The 25,783-nt window shown below is 46.7% G+C and carries 22 protein-coding genes and 1 tRNA gene; 8 read left to right on the top strand and 15 right to left on the bottom strand.

Annotated features, from left to right (window positions below):
- Positions 1 to 116: 116 nt before the first annotated feature.
- Positions 117 to 2,222 (top strand): heavy metal translocating P-type ATPase, encoded by a 2,106-nt coding sequence (locus BUB18_RS18555; RefSeq protein ID WP_073084004.1) that lies wholly within the window; start codon positions 117 to 119, stop codon positions 2,220 to 2,222.
- Between the two features lie 35 nt (positions 2,223 to 2,257).
- Entirely contained in the window at positions 2,258 to 4,156 is a 1,899-nt protein-coding gene (locus BUB18_RS18550; RefSeq protein WP_073084002.1) for a RecQ family ATP-dependent DNA helicase, read from the top strand.
- A gap of 93 nt (positions 4,157 to 4,249) precedes the next feature.
- Here the strand turns inward: BUB18_RS18550 and BUB18_RS18545 are convergent, their stop codons facing one another.
- The 10 genes from BUB18_RS18545 to BUB18_RS18500 form a co-directional block, all read right to left on the bottom strand.
- Positions 4,250 to 5,299 (bottom strand): Gfo/Idh/MocA family oxidoreductase, encoded by a 1,050-nt coding sequence (locus BUB18_RS18545; protein ID WP_073084000.1) that lies wholly within the window; start codon positions 5,297 to 5,299, stop codon positions 4,250 to 4,252.
- A 23-nt stretch (positions 5,300 to 5,322) separates the two neighbouring features.
- Positions 5,323 to 6,879, bottom strand: coding sequence for a helicase HerA-like domain-containing protein (locus tag BUB18_RS18540; RefSeq protein WP_073083998.1), 1,557 nt, complete (start codon positions 6,877 to 6,879; stop codon positions 5,323 to 5,325).
- 183 nt (positions 6,880 to 7,062) lie between these two features.
- The gene (locus tag BUB18_RS18535; protein WP_073083996.1) at positions 7,063 to 7,443 is read right to left on the bottom strand and encodes a co-chaperone GroES; all 381 of its coding nucleotides are present in this window, start codon (positions 7,441 to 7,443) and stop codon (positions 7,063 to 7,065) included.
- 76 nt (positions 7,444 to 7,519) lie between these two features.
- Positions 7,520 to 8,359 (bottom strand): MBL fold metallo-hydrolase, encoded by an 840-nt coding sequence (locus tag BUB18_RS18530; RefSeq protein WP_073083994.1) that lies wholly within the window; start codon positions 8,357 to 8,359, stop codon positions 7,520 to 7,522.
- Positions 8,360 to 8,361: 2 nt separating this feature from the next.
- Positions 8,362 to 9,672, bottom strand: a complete 1,311-nt coding sequence (locus BUB18_RS18525; RefSeq protein ID WP_073083992.1) for an MFS transporter — start codon at positions 9,670 to 9,672, stop codon at positions 8,362 to 8,364.
- Positions 9,673 to 9,744: 72 nt separating this feature from the next.
- Complete coding sequence (locus tag BUB18_RS18520) at positions 9,745 to 10,362, bottom strand: ABC transporter ATP-binding protein (protein WP_073083990.1); 618 nt, start codon at positions 10,360 to 10,362, stop codon at positions 9,745 to 9,747.
- Entirely contained in the window at positions 10,346 to 11,146 is an 801-nt protein-coding gene (lpxA, locus tag BUB18_RS18515; RefSeq protein WP_073083989.1) for an acyl-ACP--UDP-N-acetylglucosamine O-acyltransferase, read from the bottom strand. Before lpxA ends, BUB18_RS18520 begins: the two co-directional genes overlap by 17 nt.
- A 5-nt stretch (positions 11,147 to 11,151) precedes the next feature.
- A complete protein-coding gene (locus BUB18_RS18510; protein WP_073083987.1) occupies positions 11,152 to 12,570 on the bottom strand; it encodes a bifunctional UDP-3-O-[3-hydroxymyristoyl] N-acetylglucosamine deacetylase/3-hydroxyacyl-ACP dehydratase in 1,419 nt (472 codons plus the stop codon).
- Positions 12,571 to 12,609: 39 nt separating this feature from the next.
- Entirely contained in the window at positions 12,610 to 13,659 is a 1,050-nt protein-coding gene (gene lpxD / locus BUB18_RS18505) for a UDP-3-O-(3-hydroxymyristoyl)glucosamine N-acyltransferase (protein WP_073083985.1), read from the bottom strand.
- 70 nt (positions 13,660 to 13,729) lie between these two features.
- Positions 13,730 to 14,974: an HD domain-containing protein gene (locus BUB18_RS18500; protein WP_073083983.1), complete on the bottom strand. Its 1,245-nt coding sequence runs from the start codon at positions 14,972 to 14,974 to the stop codon at positions 13,730 to 13,732.
- 305 nt (positions 14,975 to 15,279) lie between these two features.
- Between BUB18_RS18500 and porX the strand changes: the two genes are divergently transcribed.
- From porX to BUB18_RS18475, 5 genes are all read left to right on the top strand, one after another.
- Positions 15,280 to 16,833, top strand: coding sequence for a T9SS response regulator signal transducer PorX (gene porX, locus BUB18_RS18495; RefSeq protein WP_073083981.1), 1,554 nt, complete (start codon positions 15,280 to 15,282; stop codon positions 16,831 to 16,833).
- A 35-nt stretch (positions 16,834 to 16,868) separates the two neighbouring features.
- On the top strand, positions 16,869 to 17,189 hold the full coding sequence (locus BUB18_RS18490; RefSeq protein ID WP_073083979.1) for a hypothetical protein: 321 nt from the start codon (positions 16,869 to 16,871) through the stop codon (positions 17,187 to 17,189).
- Between the two features lie 25 nt (positions 17,190 to 17,214).
- Complete coding sequence (locus tag BUB18_RS18485; RefSeq protein ID WP_073083977.1) at positions 17,215 to 17,976, top strand: MBL fold metallo-hydrolase; 762 nt, start codon at positions 17,215 to 17,217, stop codon at positions 17,974 to 17,976.
- Between the two features lie 163 nt (positions 17,977 to 18,139).
- Positions 18,140 to 19,024, top strand: a complete 885-nt coding sequence (locus BUB18_RS18480) for a ComEA family DNA-binding protein (RefSeq protein ID WP_073083975.1) — start codon at positions 18,140 to 18,142, stop codon at positions 19,022 to 19,024.
- Between the two features lie 12 nt (positions 19,025 to 19,036).
- Positions 19,037 to 20,176 carry an acyl-CoA dehydrogenase family protein gene (locus tag BUB18_RS18475; protein WP_073083973.1) on the top strand — a complete coding sequence of 380 codons (1,140 nt, stop codon included), beginning with the start codon at positions 19,037 to 19,039 and terminating at the stop codon, positions 20,174 to 20,176.
- Positions 20,177 to 20,605: 429 nt separating this feature from the next.
- Here BUB18_RS18475 and BUB18_RS18470 read toward each other — a convergent pair whose 3' ends face one another.
- The 4 genes from BUB18_RS18470 to tig all read right to left on the bottom strand — a co-directional run bounded on the left by BUB18_RS18470 (position 20,606) and on the right by tig (position 24,415).
- Positions 20,606 to 20,899 (bottom strand): hypothetical protein, encoded by a 294-nt coding sequence (locus BUB18_RS18470; protein ID WP_073083971.1) that lies wholly within the window; start codon positions 20,897 to 20,899, stop codon positions 20,606 to 20,608.
- 32 nt (positions 20,900 to 20,931) lie between these two features.
- The gene (gene clpX, locus BUB18_RS18465) at positions 20,932 to 22,176 is read right to left on the bottom strand and encodes an ATP-dependent Clp protease ATP-binding subunit ClpX (RefSeq protein WP_073083969.1); all 1,245 of its coding nucleotides are present in this window, start codon (positions 22,174 to 22,176) and stop codon (positions 20,932 to 20,934) included.
- Between the two features lie 168 nt (positions 22,177 to 22,344).
- Positions 22,345 to 23,046, bottom strand: a complete 702-nt coding sequence (clpP, locus tag BUB18_RS18460) for an ATP-dependent Clp endopeptidase proteolytic subunit ClpP (RefSeq protein ID WP_073083968.1) — start codon at positions 23,044 to 23,046, stop codon at positions 22,345 to 22,347.
- Positions 23,036 to 24,415: a trigger factor gene (tig, locus tag BUB18_RS18455; protein WP_073083966.1), complete on the bottom strand. Its 1,380-nt coding sequence runs from the start codon at positions 24,413 to 24,415 to the stop codon at positions 23,036 to 23,038. Before tig ends, clpP begins: the two co-directional genes overlap by 11 nt.
- A 422-nt stretch (positions 24,416 to 24,837) precedes the next feature.
- Between tig and BUB18_RS18450 the strand changes: the two genes are divergently transcribed.
- Positions 24,838 to 25,407: a hypothetical protein gene (locus tag BUB18_RS18450; RefSeq protein WP_073083964.1), complete on the top strand. Its 570-nt coding sequence runs from the start codon at positions 24,838 to 24,840 to the stop codon at positions 25,405 to 25,407.
- 104 nt (positions 25,408 to 25,511) lie between these two features.
- On the opposite strand, the gene BUB18_RS18445 is transcribed toward BUB18_RS18450, so the two are convergent.
- A tRNA-Leu gene (locus BUB18_RS18445) sits at positions 25,512 to 25,593 on the bottom strand.
- Positions 25,594 to 25,783: the final 190 nt, after the last annotated feature.

The following is a 25,783-nucleotide window of genomic DNA, read 5'->3' as shown; positions in this document are numbered from 1 at the left end:
ATGTGGTATATTTTTATCCATAACTTATTTATATTTAGTGAGATATAAGTGTTTTGATGCTATGTTGCATTAATAATTTAAACAAGGAAAGTATACAGCGGTACCTTTGTGTTAAGATGACACCAATAAGTTGCAAGGTAGAAGGAATGCATTGCACCAATTGTGCACTGAGTGTATCCAAATACCTGGAGAAAAAAGGAATGCAGGAAGTGAACGTCAGTTTTGCCACTGAAGAAGTAAGCTTTAACCTGCCTGCTGGCGGCGATTCAGCCGCCGTACTCGAAGGGATTAACCAAATGGGCTTCCGGGTGGTATTACCAGATCAGGCACCAGCCCGTGTGTCGCCGTATAGTACCCTCTCATTTAAATTCATATGCTGCCTCATATTCACCCTTCCCCTGATGTTGCATATGTGGGTAAACTGGCCATGGCTGCATAATCCATGGGTACAACTAGCGCTAACCCTGCCGGTTTACATTACCGGTATGCTACACTTCGGCAAAAGCGCCATCAGAAGCCTGATGAACAGAATGGCCAATATGGACGTGCTCGTGACGCTGGGCGCCACAGCTGCGTTTGTGTATAGCTTCGTTGGCACTATCATCTACCAGGATCATAGTTATTTATTTTATGAAACTACGGCAGCCATACTCACCCTGGTATTCCTGGGAAACTGGCTGGAAGAGCGCTCCGTGAAACAAACTACATCTGCCATAACCGACCTGGCGAAAATGCAGATCACCACGGCACGACTCATACACACGGAAAATGGCCATGAGCACATTCATGAAGTGGATAATCGCACGCTTAAAACAGGTGATTGCGTACTGGTAAATACCGGTGATAAAATCCCCATGGATGGAACGGTGTACTGGGGGAATGCCCTTGTTGACGAATCCATGATCACCGGCGAAAGTGAGCCGGTAGCCAAAAAGGAAAAAGATAAAGTAATAGGTGGTACGATGCTGGAAGATGGTAGTGTGAAAGTTTTCATTACTGCCACAGGAAAGGATACGGTATTATCCTATATCATTGAGCTCGTAAAACAGGCCCAGAACGATAAACCGCCGATGCAAAAGCTGGCAGACCGCATCAGCGCCATATTTGTGCCCCTGGTACTTTCCATAGCATTGCTCACTTTCCTCGGCTGGTACTTTGTAGGTCATACCACATTTGGCACCGCCATGATGCGTAGTATAGCCGTTCTCGTTATTGCATGCCCCTGCGCCATGGGATTAGCCACACCGGCAGCTGTGATGGTAGGACTGGGCCGCGCCGCCAAAAACGGTATCCTCATCAAAGGCGGTCACACACTGGAACTCTTTAAAGATATTCGCCAAATCGTATTTGATAAAACAGGTACGCTCACCACTGGCAAGCTGCAAATGGGCCAATACCACTACGAACAGCTCACCGAATCAGAATTTAAACAGGTAGTATACAGCCTGGAAAAATACTCCTCCCACCCGATAGCCCGCTCTATCGTGAACCTGTGGAAATCAGCCGGCGAATACCCGCTGCAACAGGTACGGGAGCATAAAGGACTGGGTATGCGTGCCAGCGACAAAGCCGGTAACGAATGGCAACTCGGCTCGTTCAAAATGGCCGGTAATGCCGCCACTGACGACAGCCACCAACTCTACCTCCTGAAAAACGGTTTGCTAATAGGCTGGATCGATTTCATCGATGAAATACGGCCGGAAGCCCCCACCGTAGTAGCGGAATTGGTAAAAATGGGAATTAAGCCTATCCTGCTGAGTGGCGACACCCAACGGAAATGCCGAGAACTGGCAGCCCAGGTTGGCATCACTGAAATATACGCGGAGCAGAGTCCCGCGCAAAAGCTACAACAGATCACCACGCTGATGGAAACCGCACCCACCGCCATGGTAGGTGATGGCATCAACGATGCGCCTGCACTGTCGAAAGCTACCATCGGCATCTCCCTCAGCGATGCCACACAGGTAGCCATGCAGAGTGCGAATGTGGTACTGCTGAATAACCACCTAGGCGCACTGCCGCTGGCACTTGGCCTGGGAAAACATACCTATCTCACCATCAAACAAAACCTCTTCTGGGCTTTTATTTATAACATCATCGCCATTCCATTTGCAGCACTGGGATTCCTGAATCCTATCATGGGTGCAGGCGTAATGGGCCTGTCGGATGTAATACTGGCCGTGAACTCCGTAAGGCTGCGCTACAAAAGAGTCACCAATTAGTGGTAAATTGCGCGTAACCAACACTGAACTTTATATTGGAGCCTGCAGACGTACTTAAGCAATATTGGGGATATGATCAGTTCCGGCCTTTACAGGAAGATATTGTAAGGTCGGTGCTGGAGGGAAACGACACGCTTGCATTACTGCCCACCGGTGGAGGTAAATCAATATGCTTTCAGGTGCCTGCAATGATGAAACCCGGACTCTGTCTGGTAATCACGCCACTCATCGCCCTGATGAAAGACCAGGTAGCGAACCTGAAACGCCGCGGCATCAGCGCTTACTGCATCTACTCCGGCATGCATTATAAAGACGTGGAACGCGCCATGGAAGCGGCCCGCCGCGGAGGCTGCAAATTCCTGTACGTATCCCCGGAGCGACTCCAAAGCAAACTCTTTCAAACCTATTGCGACGGCTTAAACGTAAACCTGCTCGCTGTGGACGAAGCACACTGTATTTCCCAGTGGGGTTACGATTTCCGTCCAGCCTATCTGCAAATCGCCGATATCCGCAGCTACTTCCCTGACACGCCGGTACTGGCACTAACGGCCTCGGCTACACCAAAAGTACAAACGGACATCTGCGATAAACTGCTGATGAAAGAAGCGCGTATATTCCGGAAATCCTTTTCCCGCGCTAATCTTTCCTACAGTGTACTGGAAGAAACTACCAAGATTGATAAAATAAAGCACATCCTGGACCGTGTGCCTGGCTGTGGAATTGTATACTGCCGCAACCGCAAGCGTACCCGCGAAATCGCCAACCTGCTTCAGTTACAGGGCATCTCTGCCAGCTATTACCACGCAGGCCTGCCACAAGCCGAAAGAGCCCAGCGCCAGGAAGACTGGATTAACAACGATACCCGCATCATGGTATGCACTAACGCCTTCGGTATGGGTATCGATAAGCCGGATGTACGTGTGGTGGTGCACTACGACGTACCTGATAGTCTGGAAGCCTACTACCAGGAAGCCGGCCGCGCCGGCCGTGATGAAGATAAGGCCTACGCAGTACTTCTCTGGAACGAAGATGAGCTAACGGAGATGTATGCACGCATTGCACTGCAATTTCCTACACTGGAACAGATCAGGGAAGTATACCAATGCATCGTAAACTACCTGCAGGTGCCGGTAGGCGCAGGAGAAGGTGTATATTTCGATTTCGATATCAACGATTTTGCAAAGGTATTTCAGCTAAACCTGACCATCGCTTACAGCGCTATCCGCCTGCTGGAACAGGAAGGCGTATTACAGGTGAGCGAAAGCGTAATGCTGCCTTCCCGCGGCGAGTTTGTGACCAACAAGGCCACACTGTACGAGTTCGAGGATGCTTATCCCGCACTGGCAGAATTGATCCAGACCCTACTGCGCATCTACGAAGGTATTTTCGATACGGCTGTTCCTATCTACGAAAAGCAAATCAGCCGCTTATTACTCATTGAAGAAGATGAAATCCAGGCGATGCTGCAGCAGCTGCATCAGTTTGGTATTATGAAATATTATCCCCGCCGCGATGAGCCTCAGCTCTGCTTTCTGCAGGAACGTGTGTCGGCGGCCAACCTGCGGATAAACATGGCCCGGGTGGAAGTGCGTCGGAAGGTGTACACCGATCGACTCGAAGCGGCGTTTACGTATGTGCGTAACCGTGATACCTGTCGTACACAGTTGCTGGTACAATACTTCGGGGAAACAGGCACACCACCATGCGGGGTTTGTGATACCTGCCTCAAAAAGAAGGCGGCAGCGCTGGACGCGGCTGCATTCAAGCGTATATCCGATCACGTTATCTCCCTGCTGGCCGAACCGCAAACTGTTGCAGGTATGGAAACACAGCTGGCAGATGTGAGCCGTTCGAATTTGATGGAAGTGCTGAAGTTCCTGGAAAGTGAGGGGTTGATCAGGAGGGATGGGGAAGGGAGATTACTTAAATCTTAACCTGAGGATTAATGGGATTGGCCGTCGCATATGCGACGGCCAATCCCGGATTAGCTGGAAGGCCGAAGGCCTTCCAGCTAATCCGGAAAAAAGTTAATGAATCGGCACCACCTTGCCACTATTACTACTTTCAAACGCCGCTTCAATCACCCTCACCACATTCGCACCATCTTCACCACTCACCGGATTGGGCGCGCCATTCACAATCGCTTCGTAAATACCGTTATAATAACCCATATAGTTACCATTACCACCCGGCACATATTCCTTTACGGTTTTTCCATTGATGGTAGTATGCAGCAGGCCCCATTCATGTGGCGCTTCTGCGCCCCAGTCCGGGCTATCCGGCATCAGGCCGCGTTGCAGCTGCGCCTCCTGGATATCTGATTTGCTTTTAATGAACGAGCCGATACGGCCATGCACCTGGTAGGCAGGCAGGGCTTCTCTTACCAGGTAGCTGGATTTCAGGCGTACACGCAGGAAATCATAGTAGAGTACCAGCTCAAAATAATCATCTACTACGGAATCCTTGCGGATGATGCGGATATCCGCCCACAGCTTACGGGGCATGCCGAAAATAGTGAGTGCCTGGTCGATCAGATGACTTCCGAGATCGTAGAGTGCACCAGTACCGGGAAGATTTTCTTCCTTATGTTTCTTGTAGCTCAGTTCTTCCTTGAAACGGTCGTAATGTACTTCAAACTCAAGTACGTCGCCGAGTACACCGGAGTTGATCACACTTTTTACCACGTTGTAGTCGCTGTCGTAGCGGCGGTTATGGTACACGCTCAGCAGCAGGCCTTTAGAGGCGGCGAGTTCTATCAGTTCCTGTGCTTCCTGGTTATGCACAGTAAACGGCTTTTCAACCACCACGTGCTTACCTGCATCCAGTGCGGTTTTAGCATAGTCGTAGTGCGTGTAGTTGGGCGTATTTACCACAATCAGATCAAGTGAAGGATCTTTCACCATGTCATCCACCGAGGCATAAACTTTTACGCCCGGGTACCTGGCAGCTGCCAGGTGCTTGCTTCTTTCCACCACAGCGGTGAACTCGAAGTTTGGATTAACGTGAATAAACGGTGCGTGGAAAATCTGTCCTGACATGCCAAACGAGCATATACCAACCTTAATAACTTTACTCATGAGTTGTGAAAATATTTATGATGTTAAAACCAGCTTTTCTTTTTACTGCTCCTGCCACCTAGTCCCAGCGCGCCCAGCAGGCTGCGGGTGATCATATTGGCGGCAGTGCGGCCTACCTGCCGGGCTACGCTGCTGTCGAGCACCTGGTCCAGTACTGACTTTTCCTCCTTCGTTTTTCCGGTTTTAGCGGGTGCGGCGGCCTGGTCGGCGGCGGTTTTTTCCGCGGCTTCTTCCAGTTTGGCGGTGAGTATTTCGTAAGCGCTTTGGCTGTCGATTGTTTCACTGTATTTCTTCACCAGTTTGGAACTGCCTACCAGTGCGTCAATTTCGCTTTCGGTGAGTACATCCATTCTGCTCCGCGGGGATACCAGCATAGTGGCCGCAAGGGGAGTAGGAACGCCTTTTTCATCGAGGCAGGTGATGAGGGCCTGCCCGATCCCAATCTGGGTGAGCAGCTCATCTGTTTTATAAAATTCCGAAGTAGGATAGTTCTCTGCAGTTTGTTTGATCGCTTTACGATCGTTTGCGGTGAAGGCGCGCAGGGCGTGCTGTACTTTCAGTCCGAGTTGTCCGAGCACGGAGGCCGGAACATCCATCGGGTTTTGGGTACAGAAAAATATCCCTACACCTTTGGAACGTATCAGTTTGATGATGGTATCTATTTGTTTGAGCAGGGCATCGCTGGCTTCATTGAAGATCAGGTGCGCCTCGTCAATAAACATCACCAATTTAGGTTTGTCCATATCGCCTTCCTCCGGCAGTGTGGCGTATAACTCTGCCAGCAGGCTAAGCATGAAGGTGGAAAAGAGTTTTGGCTTATCCTGTATATCGCTTACCCGCAGGATGGATACCATACCACGCCCATCGTCGCTGATGCGCATGAGGTCATCCACCTCAAATGATCTTTCGCCGAAGAACAGGGTAGCTCCCTGTTGTTCCAGCTCTATCACCTTACGCAGCACCGTGCCGGTAGAAGTGGTGGATATCTTCCCATATTCCTTTTCCAGTTCTGCTTTCCCTTCAGCACTGGCAAATTGCAGTACTTTTTTGAAATCTTTCAGGTCGAGCAGCGGTAGTTTATTATCGTCGCAATATTTGAATAACATGGCCACCAGTCCGGCTTGCGTGTCATTCAGTTCCAGTATTTTTGATAAGAGAATGGGGCCAAACTCACTAACGGTTGCGCGTAAACGTACGCCTTTTTCATCGCTCAGGCTAAGTAATTCAGCAGGATAAGCGGACGGGCTCCAGGTGCCCCCGATCAGCTGATATCTTTCCTGTATCTTGGGATTATCCGTGCCGGCGGCGGCAATGCCGCTAAGGTCACCTTTGATGTCCATGAGCAATACCGGTACGCTGGCATCACTCAGTCCTTCTGCAATGATCTGTAATGTTTTTGTTTTACCGGTACCGGTGGCACCTGCGATCAAACCATGCCTGTTCATGGTTTTCAGGGGGAGATTAACGTCTGCGCCGGTAACAACTTCACCATCCAGTATTGCGCAACCTAATTTGAAATGTTCACCTTTGAAGGTATATCCTTTCTGAATGCTGGCGAGAAATGCATCTTTATTGGACATGGCGTGCGATTTTGTATGAAGATAATAAAATGAGGTGAGTTTTATATCTCCCAACTCCCCCGGCACCTGTGGTGCCGGGGGAGTTGGGAGTGAACCCGTGCCAACGGCACGGGTTCACTCCCAACTAAAAATCAAAAGGGCAGCTCCCGAAATGGAAACTGCCCTTCAAAATGAAAATATTTTCTACAAATCTTCCTCTCTTTCCAACATCAAAATAGCCCCTTGAGGTACGATATAATACTTTTCTTCCTGGTACACCACCTCTGTAGAGCCACTGAGCAGAAAGATCGCCAGATCGCCTTCTTTGGCCTGTAATGGGATGTATTTGATCTTATCCTCTTCCGGCTTCCAGGCGTCATCTTCATCTACCGGTACTGGTATGGCGTAACCCGGCCCGGTTTTAATCACATAGCCTTGCTGTACTTTCTCTTTTTCCTGCACGCCGGGAGGCAGGTATAATCCGCTGGTAGTACGATCATGCGGTGTTGTGAGCTTGATCAGTACGCGGTCGCCCACTACGATCAGCTTTTTCAACTTATTATCCGGTGTGATATGTAATGCCATTGCTTTTATTTTTCTACTGGTAAGCTATCAAATTTAATGCAGGAGCATTTTTAAGTGACATACTGACATATATCTCTTACAATGTGCTCAATTTGAAGGTTTCGCCAGCGCGGATGCCCTTGTCTGTCTGTTGCAGGATACAGCATTCATTGACAGGGTCATGCTCAAAAAACAGGACGTATTTGTTATCCAGGGCCTCTTGCAGGAAGCTTTTCTTTTCGTTGAGCGTAGTCAGCGGAAACATGTCATAGGCCATTACATAAGGTAGTGGGATATGTCCGATAGAAGGCAGCAGATCGGCCATATACAGGATAGTCTGGTCCTTATAGCGCAGCTGCGGTAACATCATGGCATCGGTATGCCCATTTACGAAGCGGATCTGCATGTTTTTGGTAAAGGCCACGCCTTCCGTGTGGTCCACGAATTTCAGCTGCCCGCTTTCCTGAATAGGCAGGATATTATCTTTCAGGAAGGATGCTTTTTCCCTTTCATTGGGCTGTGTAGCCCATTTCCAGTGGTCCGCATTACTCCAGTACGTGGCGTTTTTAAATGCAGGCACCAGTTTATCTCCCTGCCTTACAATGCTGCCTCCGCAGTGATCGAAGTGCAGGTGTGTGAGGAATACATCTGTAATATCGTCCCGGTGGAAGCCGTGTGCAGCAAGGGACTTATCCAGTGTATCGGTACCGTGGAGGTAGTAGTGACTAAAAAATTTCGCGTCTTGCTTATCACCGATGCCATTGTCTACCAGGATGAGGCGCTTGCCGTCTTCAATGAGCAGGCAGCGCATCGCCCAGGAGCAGAGGTTGTTCTCGTCCGCAGGATTGAGTTTATTCCAGATTGTTTTTGGCACTACGCCAAACATGGCGCCGCCATCCAGTTTAAAGAAGCCCGTTTCTATGGTGTATAATTTCATCGCTATGCTTTTTCCGAAGTTACGCCTTCCTTATTTAATTGCCGTTGTTTGATCAAGGCAGAAATAAGCCAGCCGAGGCCGATCACGAAGAACACCACTAACGCCAGTACGGAGTTCCGAATGTCTTTCGTATAATCATCGATGTAAGCGAATGATGCCATACCGATAACGATAGCGATTTTTTCGGTCACGTCGTAGTAGCTGAAGAAGGAGGCCGTGTCTTTAGTTTCAGGCATTAGTTTCGCGTAGGTGGAGCGACTGAGTGACTGAATTCCCCCCATCACCAGGCCTACACCACAGGCTAGGATATAGAAGTCCATAGCGGTTTTCATCCGGTAACCCATGATGCAGATCACGATCCAGAGTAACACCGTTACCACCAGCACCGGCATGTTGCCGAATTTACCGGAGAGTCTGGCCATTGCCCAGGCGCCCAGTACGGCTACTACCTGAATAGCTACCACGGTAGCGATCAGTACTGAACTTTCAAGGTTCAGTACTTTGCTGCCAAATACGGTTGCTGCCAGCATTACGGTTTGTACGCCCATGCTGTAAAAGAAGAACGCACGGAGGAAACGCTTTAATACCGGCAAAACTTTTACCTGTGCATATACTTTTTTTAGTTCCCTGATGCCCTCCGCCACAGCGTTGCCTTTGGAGCGTTCTGCCACAGGTTTGGAGGCCGGCAGCCGTTTGAAAGTGATCAGCGCAAAACCCAGCCACCAGATGCCCACGAGCAGGAAGGTAAACTGAACAGCCTTACCGTCTGTCATCCCAAAAGGTTTGAGGGTAACCAGCGCAAAGCCCAGCAGCTGCATCAGTACGGAGCCGATATAGCCCAGGGAATAGCCTCTGGCAGATATGCGGTCACGGTCTTCCGGTGCCGCTATTTCAGGCAGGTAAGAATTATAAAATACCAGCCCGCCGCAATATCCCACAGTAGCCAGGAGAAAGAAGATCACTCCCCAGGCAAGGTTGCTGTCATTAAAATTATAAAGTGCACTGCAGGAGATGGAACCGAGTAAGGTGAAAAAAATCAGGAAGTTCTTTTTGTTGCCCCTGGTATCCGCTATGGAGGAGAGAATAGGAGAGGCGATGGCTACCAGCAGGTAGGCCATGGCGGCAGTGTAGTTATAAAGAGCGGAGTTCTGGAATTTTCTTCCGAGGAAAGTTACGATGCCATCAGTATCGCCTTTCGTAACAGCCAGGAAGTAGATAGGGAAGAAGGTAGTAGTGATTACCAGGTTGTACACGGAGTTAGCCCAGTCGTACATTGCCCAGCCGTTAATTACCTTTTTATTGGCAGTTTGCATGCGCGTGTTCAGCTTTTAGTAGAGAACGAAGATATAATAAAAGCTGAATGCTGAAAGTGCAGGAAAGTGTGATTATTTATAATCGCTAATGCGGATCAGGTGTTTACACATGAAGTACTCGCGCTCATCATTGGAGCTCACGATGATCAGGCGGTTGCCGCCATAGTCGTTGATCAGTTGCTGGTACAGACTGGTACCGGCGGCATCCAGGTTGGTGCAGGGCTCATCGAGGAAGAGTACGGGCACATCGGAAAAGATGGCTAAAGCCAGCTTGGTACGCTGTTTCATACCGGAGGAGAAGTGACGAATCTGCTTGTTAGCAGATTTTTCAAGCCCTACCAGTTCCATAGCCCTTGCAGGGGTAATATCTGGTAAAAAATTTTTAAACTGGAGATGAAACTGTATCAGTTCAGCAAGTGTAAGTTCTTCGATCAGTTCCAGGTAGGGAGCAGCGATGGCACAGTGCCGGAAGAATTCATCGCTGGCGATGACTCCTTCCGGTGTGCTGTATTGTATGGTGCCTTCATTTTGCTGAATGGCACCACTGATAACCTGTAGTAGTGTGGATTTACCGGAGCCGTTAGGGCCCAGTATGGCATATCTTTCTCCTGCCTGAAAGGTAAGGCTCACCCGACGGAAGATCCAGTCGTAGTTAAAGCGCTTGCCTGTCTGATTAAGAGATATCATCATTGGAACGGGTAGTATAACCTCTCATAATACCTCTGCCGGAATCGCGGATAAAGGAGAGTATTTCATCTCTTTCGTCGGTAGCAGGGAATTCGGCTTCAATGATGCTGATGGCTTTGGATAATTTGTATCCTTTCACGAAGATAACCCGGTAGATATCCAGGATGTGGTTGATTTTTTCAAGGGAGAAACCTCTTCTTTTTAAACCAACGGAGTTCACACCCACATAGGATAATGGTTCGCGCGCGGCCTTTACGTATGGAGGCACATCTTTGCGAACGAGAGAACCACCGGTTACGAAGGCATGGTCACCGATCTTACAGAACTGCTGTACGGCCACCATACCAGCCAGCACCACGTTATTACCTACGGTAATATGTCCTGCCAGGGTGGTATTGTTGGAGAATACGCAATAATTGCCTACTTCGCAGTCGTGTGCGATATGGCTGTAAGCCATAATGAGGCAGTTGTTACCGATAACAGTTTTCCATTTATCTTTTGTACCACGGTTAATGGTTACAAATTCACGGATGGTGGTATTGTTACCGATTTCAACTGTGGTTTCTTCACCCGCATATTTTAAATCCTGTGGGATTGCAGAAATAACGGCGCCCGGAAAGACACGGCAGTTGCTGCCGATACGCGCACCTTCCATAATAGTAACGTTGGAGCCAATCCAGGTGCCTTCACCTATTTCAACGTTCTTATGAATTACAGTAAATGGATCAATTTTTACATTAGGAGCCACCTTGGCATCCGGATGTATATATGTAAGCGGGTGGATCATTGCTGTTATTTGCTCTCTCTTGTTTTAATAATTTGTGCTATCATATCAGCTTCGGTTGCTACCTTATTGCCGATGAATACTGTTCCCCGCATTTCAACTAATCCTCTTCTGATTGGGCTCAGCAATTCCATTTTCAGGATCATGGTATCACCCGGAACTACTTTCTGTTTGAACTTACAGTTGTCAATTTTCAGGAAGTAAGTATCGTAGTTTTCAGGATCCGGAACGCGGTTGAGCGCCAGGATGCCACCTACCTGCGCGAGTGCTTCCAGCTGGAGTACACCCGGCATTACCGGATTGTTAGGGAAGTGACCCTGGAAGAAATGTTCGTTGAAGGTGACATTCTTGATACCTACCACCTGTTCTTCTCCCAGCTCTATGATCTTATCCACGAGCAGCATAGGATATCTGTGCGGCAGCGTTCTTTCGATACGTGGGGTATCAAAGATTGGTGGCTGATTTGGATCATAAACAGGTACGCCCTGATTGTGTTTGTTCTTTTTGATATACGCTTTGATCTTACGTGCAAATTCCACGTTGGAAGCGTGTCCCGGGCGGTTAGCGATGATATGTGCCTTGATAGGATAGCCGATCAGGGCCAGGTCACCGATTACATCCAGGAGTTTATGGCGGGCTGGTTCGTTAGGGAAACGCAGCTCAATGTTGTTGAGGATACCTTCCCGCTGTACCGACATGGTTTCGCGGTTGAAAGCTTTCGCCAGTCGGGTCATATCGTCTTCGTTTACCGGACGGTCTACCACTACGATGGCGTTGTTGATATCTCCACCTTTGATCAGGTTGTTGTTCAACAGGTATTCCAGCTCGTGCAGGAAGCAGAAAGTGCGGGAAGAAGCAATATCATCTCTGAATTGCTCCAGGCCTTTCATTTTCGCGTGCTGTGTTCCCAGTACCGGACTGTTGAAGTCGATCAGGCAGGTAACGCTATAGTTGATCGCAGGCAGCGCCACCATTTCTACCTTTTTCTGCTCATCATAATAAGTGATGTTGGTATCAATGGTATAATAGATCTTTTTGGCGTCCTGGTCCAGAATACCGGTTTTTTCGATGGCTTCGATAAATGGCATGGAGCTACCGTCCATAATAGGAATTTCGGGTCCATCCAGCTCGATCAGTACGTTGTCGACACCGGTGCCTACCAGGGCAGCCAGCAGATGTTCCACCGTGCTCACCCGTGCACCGTTGTGTTCCAGGGTTGTACCTCTTGCAGTGTCTACTACGTAGTCCACATCTGCTTTCACAACTGGCTGGTTGGGCAGGTCTACACGTTGAAATTTGATCCCGAAGCCTGGTGATGCCGGCTTAAGCGTCATATTCACACTGGCTCCAGTGTGTAAACCAACGCCTGAAATGCTGATCTCACCTTTCAGGGTGTGCTGGTTCTCCAACTGTTGATTTTCCATCATAATTATCTAATGTATAACTGTTTCCTCTTCAATTAGTAATTAAACGCCTGCCTTTTCTTGCAGCAGTTGTTTTACCATCTCCTCTAATTCCTTTACCCTCTTTTCAAGGTCCGGCAAATTTCTAAAAATTGCCTGACTTTTCAGCGAACTTTTATAATCGTAGGCTGGTGAACCGGTCAGGGAAGAGTTAGGAGTGGTGATAGATTTGGATAACCCGCTCTGGGCGTTGATTTTGGTGCCATCAGCGATATGGATGTGTCCGACCATACCCACCTGGCCACCGATCACGCAGTTCTTACCAATTTTAGTACTGCCGGAAACACCGGTTTGCGCAGCAATAACGGTATTAGGCCCTATATCCACGTTGTGCGCCACCTGTATCAGGTTGTCCAGCTTCACACCTTTCTGGATGATGGTAGATCCCATGGTAGCTCTGTCAATGGTCGTGTTAGCGCCAATTTCCACATCATCATGGATCACCACATTACCGATCTGCGGTACTTTTTTGTACGAACCATCCGGCTGAGGCGCAAAGCCGAAGCCGTCGCCACCAATCACACAACCGGCATGGAGTACCACACGGCTGCCTACTACACAGTTCTCATATACTTTTACACCAGGATACAGGACGGAATCGTCACTCACTATCACGTTGTCGCCCAGATATACACCCGGATAGATTTTTACATTATTACCCAGCACTACATTTTCACCGAGGTATGCAAAAGCCCCTACAAACACATTTTCTCCCAGTTTTACGGAAGAAGGCACGTAGGAAGGCTGCTGAATTCCGGCTTTATTGCTGGTCAGCTGGCGGTATTTTTCAAGCAGCAGCGCCATGCTACTGTAGGCATCCTTTACCCGGATCAGTGTCGGGCTTATCGGACGTTCTATTACCAGGCTCTCATTGACAAGCAAAATGGAAGCACTGGTGGTATACAGAAACTCTTCGTATTTAGGATTTGCTATGAAACTGAGCATTCCTTCGCCGGCTTCTTCAATTTTGGCGATATTGCTCACTTTCACATCCGGATTCCCCTCCAGCTTACCATCCAGCATGGTAGCTAATTGTAATGCGCTAAACTGCATAGTTTAAATTTGTAATAGTTTTTCAGGCTACATCTGTTGATATAAACTCTTTTTCATATGCTTTAGTGCCTTATAAGGTACCGTTAGCCTGAATTTTTGGATGACAAATGTAGAATTTTTTTACCGGTATAGCCAGTGTATGGCTAATCAGTGCATTGTCGATAGAGGAAATGTCTTTTACAGTTCCGTCTTTGAAAAGAATATTGATCTTTTCGTCATTGATATTATATGCCCGCAGTGTGGCAGCGTCTGAGAATACAAAATAGTCAAGATCCGGGCCGGAAATATTCCATTTTTGTGCTACCTGTTTCTTCAATAGTTCTAATGAATTGTTGTCGAATTGGTCATGACTAAGCACTACCTTAAATAACTGCCTGTTGATCAGCCAGCTACATAATAACGAAAGTACCGGGTCTTTATGTGTGGTCCATACCTTAATTGCCCCCAGAATATCGTAATCATCCAGCATGCAGAACATTTTAAGGCATTCCGGATCCTTTTCAAAGTTGTCTTTCGTGATAGAATGGTAAAGGAAATACTCCAGGGCAGGACTGCAAAACAGCTTTTCTCCTGCCTGAGCCAGCTTTTTGGCCCGGACTAAGATCTTTACCAGCATATTTTCGGCGCTTAGCACAGTTTTGTGCAGGTATACCTGCCAATACATCAGCCGCCTTGCTATAATGAACTTTTCTATGGAATAAATGCCTTTTTCCTCCACCATCAGCTCCCCGTGATGCACGGTCAGCATTTTAATAATCCTGTCATAACTGATCACCCCTTCTGAAACCCCTGTAAAAAAGCTGTCCCGGTTCAGGTAATCCATCCGGTCAACGTCTAACTGGCTGGAAACCAATTGATGCAGGAATTTTTTATGGTAGCGGCCATTGAAAATATCAATGGTCAGGGAAAGTGCACCGTGCATTTCTTTGTTCAGCGCTTCCATCAGCCACTGGGAGATGGCTTCATGCGAAACACCTTCTATGATGCCGTTTTCAAGGGCATGGGAATAAGGCCCATGGCCTATATCATGCAGCAAAATTGCCATTTTCGAAGCCACTTCCTCCTCGGGAGTAATATCTACCCCCTTGCTCTTCAACTCCTGTAAAGCTCCGCACATCAGGTGGTAAGCACCCAAACTGTGATGGAACCGCGTATGTACCGCTCCCGGATATACCAGGTGCGCCAGCGCCATCTGGTGAATGCGGCGAAGTCGCTGATAATATGGATGGGAGATAAGTGTAAGAATCAACGGGTGATCTATGGTAATAAAGCCATACACCGGATCATTAACAATTTTTCGCTTGCTTTCGGTCATTGCAGTTAATTATTCAATCCAAACGGTTTTTCCACACCCTAATCCTTGGTAGCTACAAAACTACATCAGGAAATATATTATATGTAATATTTTAATAAGTATGACGCCTGAGGGAGTCATTACCCCTATAAAAATTTTATCTGCGAAGGTAAATAACTTTATGACCCGCCCCTATTTTTCACAGCTTCATTTTGCAGTACGAGGCAGTTTTTAACATATAATTTCAGTCCCATGACAGTGGGGGAATGATTTTTGACGAAAAAATGGGTTAAATTTCTGTTTTAACGCATGCCTTAATACTAACTATGAGCCAGATAAATATACTATGGGTAGATGATGAAATCGAGTCCCTGAAATCCCAGATCATTTTCCTCGAAAGCAAAGGCTATAAAGTATCTGCCCTTACCAATGGCTATGATGCGCTGGAATTTCTGAAAGAGCAGGTAGTGGATGTGGTGCTGCTGGACGAATCCATGCCCGGTATTACTGGCCTGGAAACACTGGGGAAGATCAAGGAAATAGACCAGCAAATCCCAGTGGTGATGATCACCAAAAACGAAGCGGAGAACGTGATGGACGATGCAATTGGCTCACAGATCACCGATTATCTTATCAAGCCCGTAAACCCCAACCAGGTATTATTATCGCTCAAAAAAATAATTGATAACAAACGACTGGTGGCCGAAAAAACCACCAGTGCTTATCAGCAACAGTTTCGCACCCTGTTTATGGCACTCAATTCCAACCCGGATTATAATGAGTGGATGGATATTTATAAAAAACTGGTTTACTGGGAGATGGAAATGTCAAAGACGGACAGCCCCGAGATGCTGGAAGTTTTTAACACGCAAAAAGCCGAAGCTAACACCGAATTTGCCAAGTATATCAGTCGCCATTACGCCGACTGGCTACACCCCAAAGCACAAGATGCGCCGATTATGTCGCACACCCTTTTCCGCGACAAGATTGTGCCCATGCTCGATCCGGCAGTACCTAACGTATTCCTGCTGATTGATAACCTTCGCTATGACCAGTTCAAAGCCATCCTGCCGATATTCCAGGAATCATTCCGCCTCGTGGAAGAAGACACTTTTTACAGTATCCTGCCCACCAGTACACAATACAGCCGCAACGCGGTTTTTGCAGGATTGCTGCCCATCGATATTGAACAGAAATTTCCCCAGGAATGGAAAAACGACGATGAGGAAGGAGGGAAAAATTTATATGAAGAGAAGTTTTTTGCGGCCCAGCTGCAGCGCCTCCGGATGGACAGCCGCTTCTCCTACACCAAGGTCGTAAACCACGCCGATGCACAGCAGATGCTCAGTAATATTCATAACCTGCTCGACTATCCGCTCAGCATCATCGTATACAATTTCGTGGATATGCTCAGTCATGCCCGCACTGAAATGGAGGTATTAAAGGAACTCGCGGGAGATGAAACTTCTTACCGCTCTATTACTGCCTCCTGGTTTGAACATAGTCCGCTTCATCAGGCACTCAAAAAGCTGAGCGACAAAAAAATAAACCTGATCCTGGCCACGGATCATGGCAGTGTGCGGGTAAAAACGCCGGTAAAAGTGATTGGCGACAAGCAAACTACCACTAACCTCCGTTATAAACATGGACGTAACCTGAATTACGATCCTAAGGAAGTATTGGCTTTCCGCGATCCGAAAGATGCCGGACTTCCAAGGCCCAACGTAAACTCCTCTTATATTTTCGCCCGTGAAGATGGGTATCTCTGTTATCCGAATAACTACAACTATTTTGTCAACTACTACCGTAATACCTTCCAGCATGGAGGTATCAGCCTGGAAGAAATGATTGTTCCGGTGGCAAGGATGGTCTCTAAATAATCGGTTGCTAAAGCGCTTTTAACTATTTTTGCAGCATGAATATGAAAGTCACGCCTAATAACCTGAGTAAGCTGGAAAAGATTTTCGAAGATGCCAAATATGTGCTTCGTTTCGAGAAAGGCTCCTTCAACTCCGGCTATTGCATCCTGGAACATAAAAAGGTAGTGGTAGTCAATAAGTTTCTCAACCTGGAAGGGCGCATTAATACCCTGCTGGATATCCTCACCACGCTCCCGCTCGACGAGGAGATGCTGACAGCAGAATCTCATAAACTATACAAACAGATTATCAACAGTAAACCCGTACCGGATGCAGAAGAAGGCGATATAGCCCCGGAAGCGGATCAGGCAGAATAAGCAGGTAATGACAAATGAATAGGGCATGAAAGTAACATTTCTAGGAACCGGGACATCACAGGGAGTACCAGTAATAGCTTGTGGTTGTGAGGTGTGTACCTCCGCCGATCCGCGCGATAAGCGCCTGCGGAGCAGTATCATGGTGTCGTCGCCGGCAGGAAATATCGTGGTGGATACCACTCCCGATTTTCGCTACCAGATGCTGCGGGAAAAGGTGCAACACCTGGAAGCTGTACTGATCACGCATTCCCATAAAGATCATATTGCCGGTATGGACGACATACGGGCATTCAATTACTTCCAGCAAAGTCCCATTGATATTTATGCGACTGATTTCAGTCAGAACGTGATCATGCGGGAATTTGCCTACGCATTTGCGGATTATAAATATCCGGGCATACCAGAAATTAATCTGAAGATGCTGGATGACGAACCGTTTGAAGTCAACGGACTAACGGTAACGCCTATACAGGTGATGCATTATAAGATGCCGGTTACCGGTTTCCGCTTTCATGACTTCACCTATATTACAGATGCAAACTTCATTGCGCCGGAGGAAAAAGATAAGATCAGGGGCTCCAAAATATTAGTCGTAAACGCACTGCGGAAAGAAAAACACATCTCTCACTTTACGCTGGATGAGGCCATTGCGCTGGGTAAAGAGCTGGATATACCACAGGTGTATTTTACGCATATCAGCCACCAGCTGGGTAAGCACGCGGATGTATCGCGGGAGCTGCCGGATGGTATGGCACTGGCATATGACGGACTTAAGCTGGATATTTAAACTTTTGCAGGTAAGCATACGAAGGGTACAAGGCCACAGGCCTTGTACCCCTCGCTTTTTTCAGACTGCCGAAGGCAGTCTGAAAAAAGCGAAATGTTAACATCTAATAAAGGAATTGCTTTCAGGCAGATAATAATTTTGCCTGTCCAAAATTTGTTAACCCATGTGGAATTTCTTACTGAAGGAGTATTTCTCTTTCTCCCGGAAGGAGAGGGCTGGTATTTATACCCTGATTTTACTAGTAATACTTGGCTGTATCACACCGCGGTTTATATCCTGGTGCCGGCGGGCAGATGTGGCGGATACACTGGCTTTCCGGCAGGAAGTGCTGCTGTTTGAGGCTTCGCTGGCAAATGCTGCCTGCAGGAGCGACACCGCTGCTGCGATAAACCTACCATCCACATGCTTTTACTTTGATCCTAACCGTATTGCGGTGCCGGACTGGATACGCCTGGGCGTCAGCGAAAAAACAGCCGGTAGTATACAGCGCTACCTGAGTAAGGGCGGGCAGTTCAGAAAGCCGGAGGACCTGCACAAAATCTATGGCATGCCGCCGCCATTGGCAGATAAGCTGGTACCCTATGTTAGAATTGCGGATAAGGAAAGGGTAACGGCACCGGATAAACGACAATACCGCAAAATGCCGGGCATACTGGATATCAACACGGCCGATACCCTGCGCTGGGATGAGTTACCAGGCATTGGACCGGGTTTCGCCCGTCGTATCTGTAAGTTCAGGGACAAGCTGGGAGGCTTCTATAGCGTGGAGCAGGTAGCCGAAACATATGGACTTCCTGATTCCGTATTCAAAAAAATCAAACCATTTCTTAAGATCGGTGACAGTTCTCTAAAAATTATGGACCTCAACCTCACAGATGAAAAAACTTTGGCGTCCCATCCATATATACGTTATAAACTGGCAGGTATGATAGTAGCGTATCGTAATGCCCATGCGGGTTTCAGGAGTATGGAGGAGTTACGCAGCCTGCCGTTGGTGGATGATATTATTTATCGTAAACTTGAATATTACATACAGATAAAACCTTAAACAATACCCGTTATGAATTTTGAGCCCACTGAAGAACAGCAACAGATCGCACAAACAATCCGGGACTTTGGAAAGAAAGCCATCTTGCCGCACGTGCTGGAATGGGACGAACAGCAGGAATTTCCGGTAGCATTATTTAAAGAGCTGGGGAAATTAGGCCTGATGGGCGTTTTAGTACCAGAACAATACGGCGGCAGTGGACTTGGATATCTGGAATATGTAACGGTAGTAAGCGAAATTGCCCGCTTCTGTGGCGCCATAGGGCTGAGTGTAGCCGCGCATAACTCCCTCTGCACGGGGCATATCCTGCAATTCGGTAATGAAGAACAAAAGCAACGCTGGCTGCCAAAACTGGCAACTGCCGAATGGATTGGTGCATGGGGCCTCACAGAACCCAATACCGGCTCTGATGCCATGAATATGAAATGCGTGGCCAAACAGGATGGCACCGACTGGATTATCGACGGCACCAAATGCTGGATCACCCACGGTAAAAGTTGTGATGTGGCGGTGGTAATAGCCCGCACCGGTGATGTGCGGGATAGTCATGGTATGACTGCCTTTGTAGTAGAAAAGGGCACCCCTGGATTCAGTGGAGGTAAAAAAGAAAATAAACTGGGCATGCGCGCTTCTGAAACAGCAGAAATGATTTTCAGCAATTGCCGCATACCCGCAGCAAATGTATTGGGCACAGTAGGAGACGGGTTTATTCAGTCCATGAAAGTGCTGGATGGAGGCCGTATTTCGATTGCAGCGTTGTCTTTGGGTATTGCCAAAGGCGCCCGTGATGCTGCCCTGAAATATGCCAAAGAACGCTACCAGTTCGATCAGCCGATAGCCAGCTTCCAGGGAGTATCTTTCAAATTGGCAGATATGGCTACAGAGATTGAAGCAGCGGAATTACTCACACTACAGGCAGCTGATATGAAGAACCGTAAGGAAAAGATGACCCAACAGGCCGCCATGGCCAAATACTACGCCTCTGAGGTAGCAGTAAGGGTTGCTAACGATGCAGTACAGATTTTCGGTGGCTATGGATATACAAAAGACTTCCCGGTAGAGAAATTCTACCGCGATGCTAAATTATGTACCATTGGGGAGGGGACCTCTGAAATACAGAAAATAGTGATTGCCAGAGAGGCATTACGATAAGAATAAGGGATAAGAAAATTGGTATGGCTGTGATTAAGAGTGTGAAAATTTTTTAATGTAAAAAAATATCAACTACAAACCACTCATCTTTTTTGACAATTAAATGAAACATTACCCCTTTTGTGTTATAAATAATTGCAAAAGGAACGTTAAATTTGGGTTAATTCATCACTCTTTACCGTTTATCAACCTTAACACAAAAATCAAACTAAGATTTGAAACACTTTTACGCAATTTGAGCACCCAGTAACCCGGGTGCTTTTTTTAGAAGTAACTTCAAAGCTATTATGTAGATAGTTTGAAAAAATTATTAAGACCTGTAATCTCCACGTTATCTTATTGGAAATTCGATTGTCTATATCTTATTTAAAAACGAAAAAGGTCCCGCAAGTTGCGGGACCTTTTCATTTAATTAGTTCCTTAGACGGATTATTGATGATCCTTTTCTTTGTTGAAGAAGTCTGTCACCTTGTTCTTAGCGGCATCAGCCCAGTCTTCAGCAGTGTCTTTCACATCATCCAGGAAATCACCTGCTTTGTCCATAAAGCCTTCTCCTTTAGCTTCTGTTTTGCCGGCCACACCAGCAAACCAGTTGTCAACAGTTCCGGCAATAAACGGAGGCAGTTTGCCTTTCACGTATTCTTTGATTACATCAATAGACTGTGCTGCCTGTTCTGCAGTAAGACCTGCCTTTTCCTGTAATTGTTGAATAAGTTCCTGCATGATATTTGGGTTTTAAAGGTTCGTAATCAGTATTAGGCCACCTTTAATTTTACCAGGGTAGATTTTTCCAGTTTATTTTCTGCGTACTCCTTGGTAAGGGTAAAGCTGGTTTCGTTGGCAGAAGGCAGCTCAAACATTGCGTCGCTGAGCACCACTTCACAGATGGAGCGGAGACCACGAGCACCAAGTTTGTATTCCATTGCCTTGTCAACGATGTAGTCGATGGCATCTTCTTCCACAACCAGATCGATGTTTTCCACCTTAAACAGCTTTTTATACTGTTTTACCAGCGCATTTTTAGGCTTGGTAAGGATGGCTTTCAGCGTATCTCTGTCGAGAGAATTCAGGTAGGTTACTACCGGCAGACGGCCGAGTAATTCAGGAATGAGACCGAATGATTTCAGGTCCTGAGAGTTTACGTAGCGCAGGATCTGCTTTCTGCTTTCTTCTTCTTTTTCTTTATTGACGTTAAAGCCAATAGAGTGGGTTTGTACTCTTCTGCTGATAATTCTTTCTACGCCGTCGAATGCGCCACCGCAGATGAAGAGGATATTTTGCGTGTTGAGTTTGATCAGTTTCTGTTCCGGATGTTTACGACCGCCCTGAGGTGGTACCAGTACCTCTGTACCTTCCAGAAGCTTCAGTAAGCCCTGTTGTACACCTTCACCGCTTACGTCACGGGTAATGGAAGGGTTATCGTTTTTACGGGCAATTTTATCGATCTCGTCGATGTAAACGATACCACGTTCAGCTGCTTCCACATCGTAGTTACAAACCTGCAGGAGGCGGCTCAGAATGCTTTCCACGTCTTCTCCCACATAACCTGCTTCTGTAAATACGGTCGCATCTACGATGGTAAAAGGTACATTGAGCAGTTTAGCGATGGATTTCGCCAGTAAGGTTTTACCTGTACCGGTTTCGCCGACCATGATGATATTGGATTTTTCAATTTCCACCTCATCATCTTCGATCTGCTGGTTCAGGCGTTTGTAGTGGTTATATACGGCTACGGCAAGGATTTTCTTAGCATCGTCCTGACCGATTACATATTCATCCAGGAATTTTTTGATTTCCACTGGTTTGGAAACCTTAGGTGCGAAATGTGAGGTTGGGGATGTTACAGGTTTTTTGCCCGGGGCAAAAAGCTCCTGGTCAATGATTTCCTGCGCATTCGCTACACAGTTCTCACAGATATGTCCTTCGGCGCCGGCAATCAGAATTTGTACTTCTTCTTTAGAGCGGTTGCAGAAGGAACAACGAATTTTCGATTCTTTCATTTCGGAATAGATTATTTTTCGACGAATCTTGGGCGTTGCCTGCTATTAATTGACAGGGCTACAAATTTACACTAAAAATCCGGGCCCCGGCTAAATAAAAACAGTCCCGCTGGCAGCGGGACTGTTAAAATAATCTAAATCAGGTAAAACCCAATCTGATATTAAGATTTACTGTGGAGTATCCAGCTGTTTTTTCGGATTTTTCTGCAGCACATCGTCGATGATGCCATATTCTTTAGCTTCATCAGCGGTCATCCAATAGTCACGATCGCCGTCTTTTTCCACTTTTTTCACTGGCTGACCACTATGACCTGCAATGATTTCGTTCAGCTCTTTTTTGAGTTTTACGAACTCGCGGGCAGTGATTTCGATGTCAGAAGTTTGACCTTCCGCACCGCCGTGAGGTTGGTGAATCATTACGCGTGCGTGCTTCAGGGCAGTACGTTTACCTTTTGTACCAGCTACCAGCAATACAGCGCCGAAAGAGGCAGCCATACCGGTACAGATAGTAGCAACATCAGGAGAAATGATCTGCATGGTATCATAGATTCCCAGTCCGGCGTAAACGCTACCACCAGGGCTATTGATATACATCTGAATATCACGATTGCGGTCGGATGACTCCAGGAACAGCAGCTGCGCAGTGATAACGTTCGCTACGTAGTCGTTCACAGGGTCGCCCAGGAAAATGATACGATCAGCCATCAAACGGGAGAAAACGTCCATTTGAGTCATGTTCATCTGGCGTTCCTCGAGGATGTACGGAGTCAGACTGTTGATCTGGTGGCTTTTTGCATAGCTGTCCACTACCAGGCTGCTGATCCCATGATGCTTGATCGCATATTTTCTGAATTCGTTATTAATGTTCATGATGGTGATGTTTATGAGGTAAATTAACAAAATCGTCTGCTTTGATTTCCTCTTCTTTAATAGTCACCTTCGCTTCAGCCCAGTCAAACAGTTTTTGGGTGATCATCTCGCGGTAAGTCTGGTCTACAAATTTCTCGTCTTGTAACAGGCGGTCCAGATAGCTGTCTAACCATTCAGCACCGTCTGCAGCAGCACCACCATAGTAGCCTAATACTTTTTGTTTAGCGTTTTCTTTCAGCTCTTCGAAAGAAACCTCTAATTTATTATCGCGAATCAGTTTGTCGCTGATCAGTGTCCAACGCAGTTGATGGTCGAAGCCAGGGTATTCTTTTTCCGCTTCTTCCGCAGTTTTAGGTTTTTCACCGCCAACCTGCAGCCAACGTTTCAGGAAATCTTTTGGTAATTCAATCGGAGTTTCGTGAACCAGTACTTCGAACAGATCGTTGTGCATGTGGTTCTTCGCTTCGGAATTCCAGTACTTCTCGATTTCTTCTTTCAGTTTAGCACGGAACGCTTCTTCTGTAGTGATGTTATCCGCAGGATAAACTTCTTTGAAGAACTCTTCGTTTAATTCTCTTTTCTCAATTAAACCAACTTTAGTGATAGTTAGTTTGAAATATTTTTGAGCAGCATCTTTATCGTTCGCTTCGAAGCCCAGATCTTTCAGGATCCAGCCCAGACGCTGTTCGTCAAAAGAAGTAGCCAGTTGGAATACGATGGTGTCTTCCGCTTTCTTGCCTTTCAGCTGCTCCTGGATAGCAGGAGTGAAGTATTTCACCAACAGCGCATTCTCTTTGCTGATACCACCTTCGATCACATTACCTGCTGCATCTGACTCATCGAATTTAACGTTTATAACGTTATCTTCAGAATCAATTGTTTCAGGTTCTGTCATTTTACCGCCTTTCAGCTGTAAACGCTCAACTTCCTCCTGTACCATTTCGTCGGTAACAGTCACTTTATATTTGGTAAGAGTAGTTTTGTTGTTTTCCAGTGGAGTAACCTCAAAAGAAGGTTTTACACCTACTTCAAAGTCGAATGAATATTCAGCCGGCTGATTGAAGTCCAGGTTTTTAGCCTCTTTTTCCAGAGACAGTGGCTGACCAAACAGCTCCAGTTTCTCGTTCTGGATATAACCCATCAGCTCTTTTTCCACAGTTTTCAACACCTCGTCGCTGAAAATTGCGGCACCGTGCATTTTCTTAACCATACCTGCAGGCACCATTCCTTTACGGAAGCCCGGGATGTTTGCACTTTTAGTGAATTGCTTTACTGCCTTGTCAAAATTAGGAAGGTAATCTTCCGTGCTCACTTTCACAGTGATCTTATCGTTCAATAAACCAATGTTTTCTCTGGTAACGGTTGCCATAATTGAATTGTATAAAGTGTTCTTTAAGAAGCAATAATAATTCCTTTTTTATTTTTCTGCCATGACGTCATTTGAAAAATGCCGGGGATTCCCTGGAATATTTCTGAAAGGTAAGCGGAGACCTGATTTTTACCCGAACATCCTAACGCCGGAAGATATAGACCTGATAACCTGATGGTGTTGTCATAATGGCATAATACCTGCCTTGCCCGCGGCTCCAATTCCCTCTTTTCCTATGCTTTTCTGTCCTATCTTATAGACTAAGATATTGATTTCCATAAAATTATGAAAATACGCCCAATCTAGCAGAGCGCGAAGATAGTACGTTTTATCGAAGTAAAAGGGTAAAAATGGGTTAAAATTTAGCCCAATTGCCTTAAAATAGCAGGCATTTACTATATTTTTTATATAAATTTTGGGAGATGATCAGGTTCACCCTATTTCTGTTGTTTGCGTTCCTATGGCTTTCCTGCGGTCAGCAACAAACACCGGCACAAAAAGACACCGTTATTTTACCATCCTTCCAGAAACCCAATGCAATGGTACCACTACCACGGCCAGCTCTATCCAGAGCAGAAACAAGTGCAATAGATGATAGTACCTGGCGCGCTCACCAGCCAGATTTGCAAAAAGCCAAAATACACCTGCTATCCTTTAGACCGGGCTGGAATAACAGCACTTCCACGCCTCCGTCGGAATTTGAAGCCAACAGAAAATGGCGGCTCGACTCCCTGACCATCCTGAAGCTTCTGCATCACGCCTCACCTACGGATGATATGGCACTGGATCTTGGCCCCTGTAGTTTCTTGCCCGGTACGATGGAAGGAAATGTAATGGTGAATGATACACTGTATCACTATATGATTGATGCCGGTGGTTATATGTATTTGGGCCTGCCTGAAGGTGACGACCACTATTGCTATTGTTGGTATGATAAAGCGCTGCTACAGCATTTTCTGGACATTCCTGATTATGACCAGTACATAGATTAACGGGATTTAGTACTGCTTAAATGGATGTAATGCCTTGCCTGTTGGGGTTATTAGCGGTATGAACTGGCATAAAAAAAGGGAAAACCTGCCGGTTTCCCCCTTAGTGCGGATGAAGGGACTCGAACCCCCATGCCTCGCGGCACCAGATCCTAAGTCTGGCGTGTCTACCAATTTCACCACATCCGCAAGTGATGAACTTTGTAAAAAAGCCCTGTATTACAGAACTTGGTAAACAAAGGACTGCAAAGGTATTCTTTTTTAACAATTAACAAAATCTATTATAGATGAAATCACCGCTATACGTATCACCCGGGCTGATCTGCGCTGACATCTCCCTAAAAAATCATGAATAATCAGCAGCTTATTATATATTTAT

The organism is Chitinophaga jiangningensis, from assembly GCF_900142605.1.
Taxonomy (GTDB): domain Bacteria; phylum Bacteroidota; class Bacteroidia; order Chitinophagales; family Chitinophagaceae; genus Chitinophaga; species Chitinophaga jiangningensis.
Note: the sequence above shows the minus strand (reverse complement) of the source record. Positions and strands in the feature narration are given on the sequence as shown.

Excerpts from the sequence above, each read along its gene's own strand:
- BUB18_RS18555 (WP_073084004.1), top strand. The coding sequence starts at position 117 with ATGACACCAATAAGTTGCAAGGTAGAAGGAATGCATTGCACCAATTGT.
- BUB18_RS18470 (WP_073083971.1), bottom strand. The coding sequence starts at position 20,899 with ATGCAGGAACTTATTCAACAATTACAGGAAAAGGCAGGTCTTACTGCA.
- BUB18_RS18520 (WP_073083990.1), bottom strand. The coding sequence starts at position 10,362 with ATGATGATATCTCTTAATCAGACAGGCAAGCGCTTTAACTACGACTGG.
- BUB18_RS18475 (WP_073083973.1), top strand. The coding sequence starts at position 19,037 with ATGAATTTTGAGCCCACTGAAGAACAGCAACAGATCGCACAAACAATC.
- clpP (WP_073083968.1), bottom strand. The coding sequence starts at position 23,046 with ATGAACATTAATAACGAATTCAGAAAATATGCGATCAAGCATCATGGG.
- BUB18_RS18545 (WP_073084000.1), bottom strand. The coding sequence starts at position 5,299 with ATGAGTAAAGTTATTAAGGTTGGTATATGCTCGTTTGGCATGTCAGGA.
- BUB18_RS18450 (WP_073083964.1), top strand. The coding sequence starts at position 24,838 with ATGATCAGGTTCACCCTATTTCTGTTGTTTGCGTTCCTATGGCTTTCC.
- BUB18_RS18500 (WP_073083983.1), bottom strand. The coding sequence starts at position 14,974 with ATGACCGAAAGCAAGCGAAAAATTGTTAATGATCCGGTGTATGGCTTT.
- BUB18_RS18525 (WP_073083992.1), bottom strand. The coding sequence starts at position 9,672 with ATGCAAACTGCCAATAAAAAGGTAATTAACGGCTGGGCAATGTACGAC.
- clpX (WP_073083969.1), bottom strand. The coding sequence starts at position 22,176 with ATGAAAGAATCGAAAATTCGTTGTTCCTTCTGCAACCGCTCTAAAGAA.
- BUB18_RS18510 (WP_073083987.1), bottom strand. The coding sequence starts at position 12,570 with ATGATGGAAAATCAACAGTTGGAGAACCAGCACACCCTGAAAGGTGAG.
- BUB18_RS18535 (WP_073083996.1), bottom strand. The coding sequence starts at position 7,443 with ATGGCATTACATATCACACCGGATAATAAGTTGAAAAAGCTGATCGTA.
- lpxA (WP_073083989.1), bottom strand. The coding sequence starts at position 11,146 with ATGATCCACCCGCTTACATATATACATCCGGATGCCAAGGTGGCTCCT.
- BUB18_RS18490 (WP_073083979.1), top strand. The coding sequence starts at position 16,869 with ATGAATATGAAAGTCACGCCTAATAACCTGAGTAAGCTGGAAAAGATT.
- BUB18_RS18530 (WP_073083994.1), bottom strand. The coding sequence starts at position 8,359 with ATGAAATTATACACCATAGAAACGGGCTTCTTTAAACTGGATGGCGGC.
- BUB18_RS18485 (WP_073083977.1), top strand. The coding sequence starts at position 17,215 with ATGAAAGTAACATTTCTAGGAACCGGGACATCACAGGGAGTACCAGTA.
- BUB18_RS18540 (WP_073083998.1), bottom strand. The coding sequence starts at position 6,879 with ATGTCCAATAAAGATGCATTTCTCGCCAGCATTCAGAAAGGATATACC.
- BUB18_RS18480 (WP_073083975.1), top strand. The coding sequence starts at position 18,140 with ATGTGGAATTTCTTACTGAAGGAGTATTTCTCTTTCTCCCGGAAGGAG.
- tig (WP_073083966.1), bottom strand. The coding sequence starts at position 24,415 with ATGGCAACCGTTACCAGAGAAAACATTGGTTTATTGAACGATAAGATC.
- porX (WP_073083981.1), top strand. The coding sequence starts at position 15,280 with ATGAGCCAGATAAATATACTATGGGTAGATGATGAAATCGAGTCCCTG.
- lpxD (WP_073083985.1), bottom strand. The coding sequence starts at position 13,659 with ATGCAGTTTAGCGCATTACAATTAGCTACCATGCTGGATGGTAAGCTG.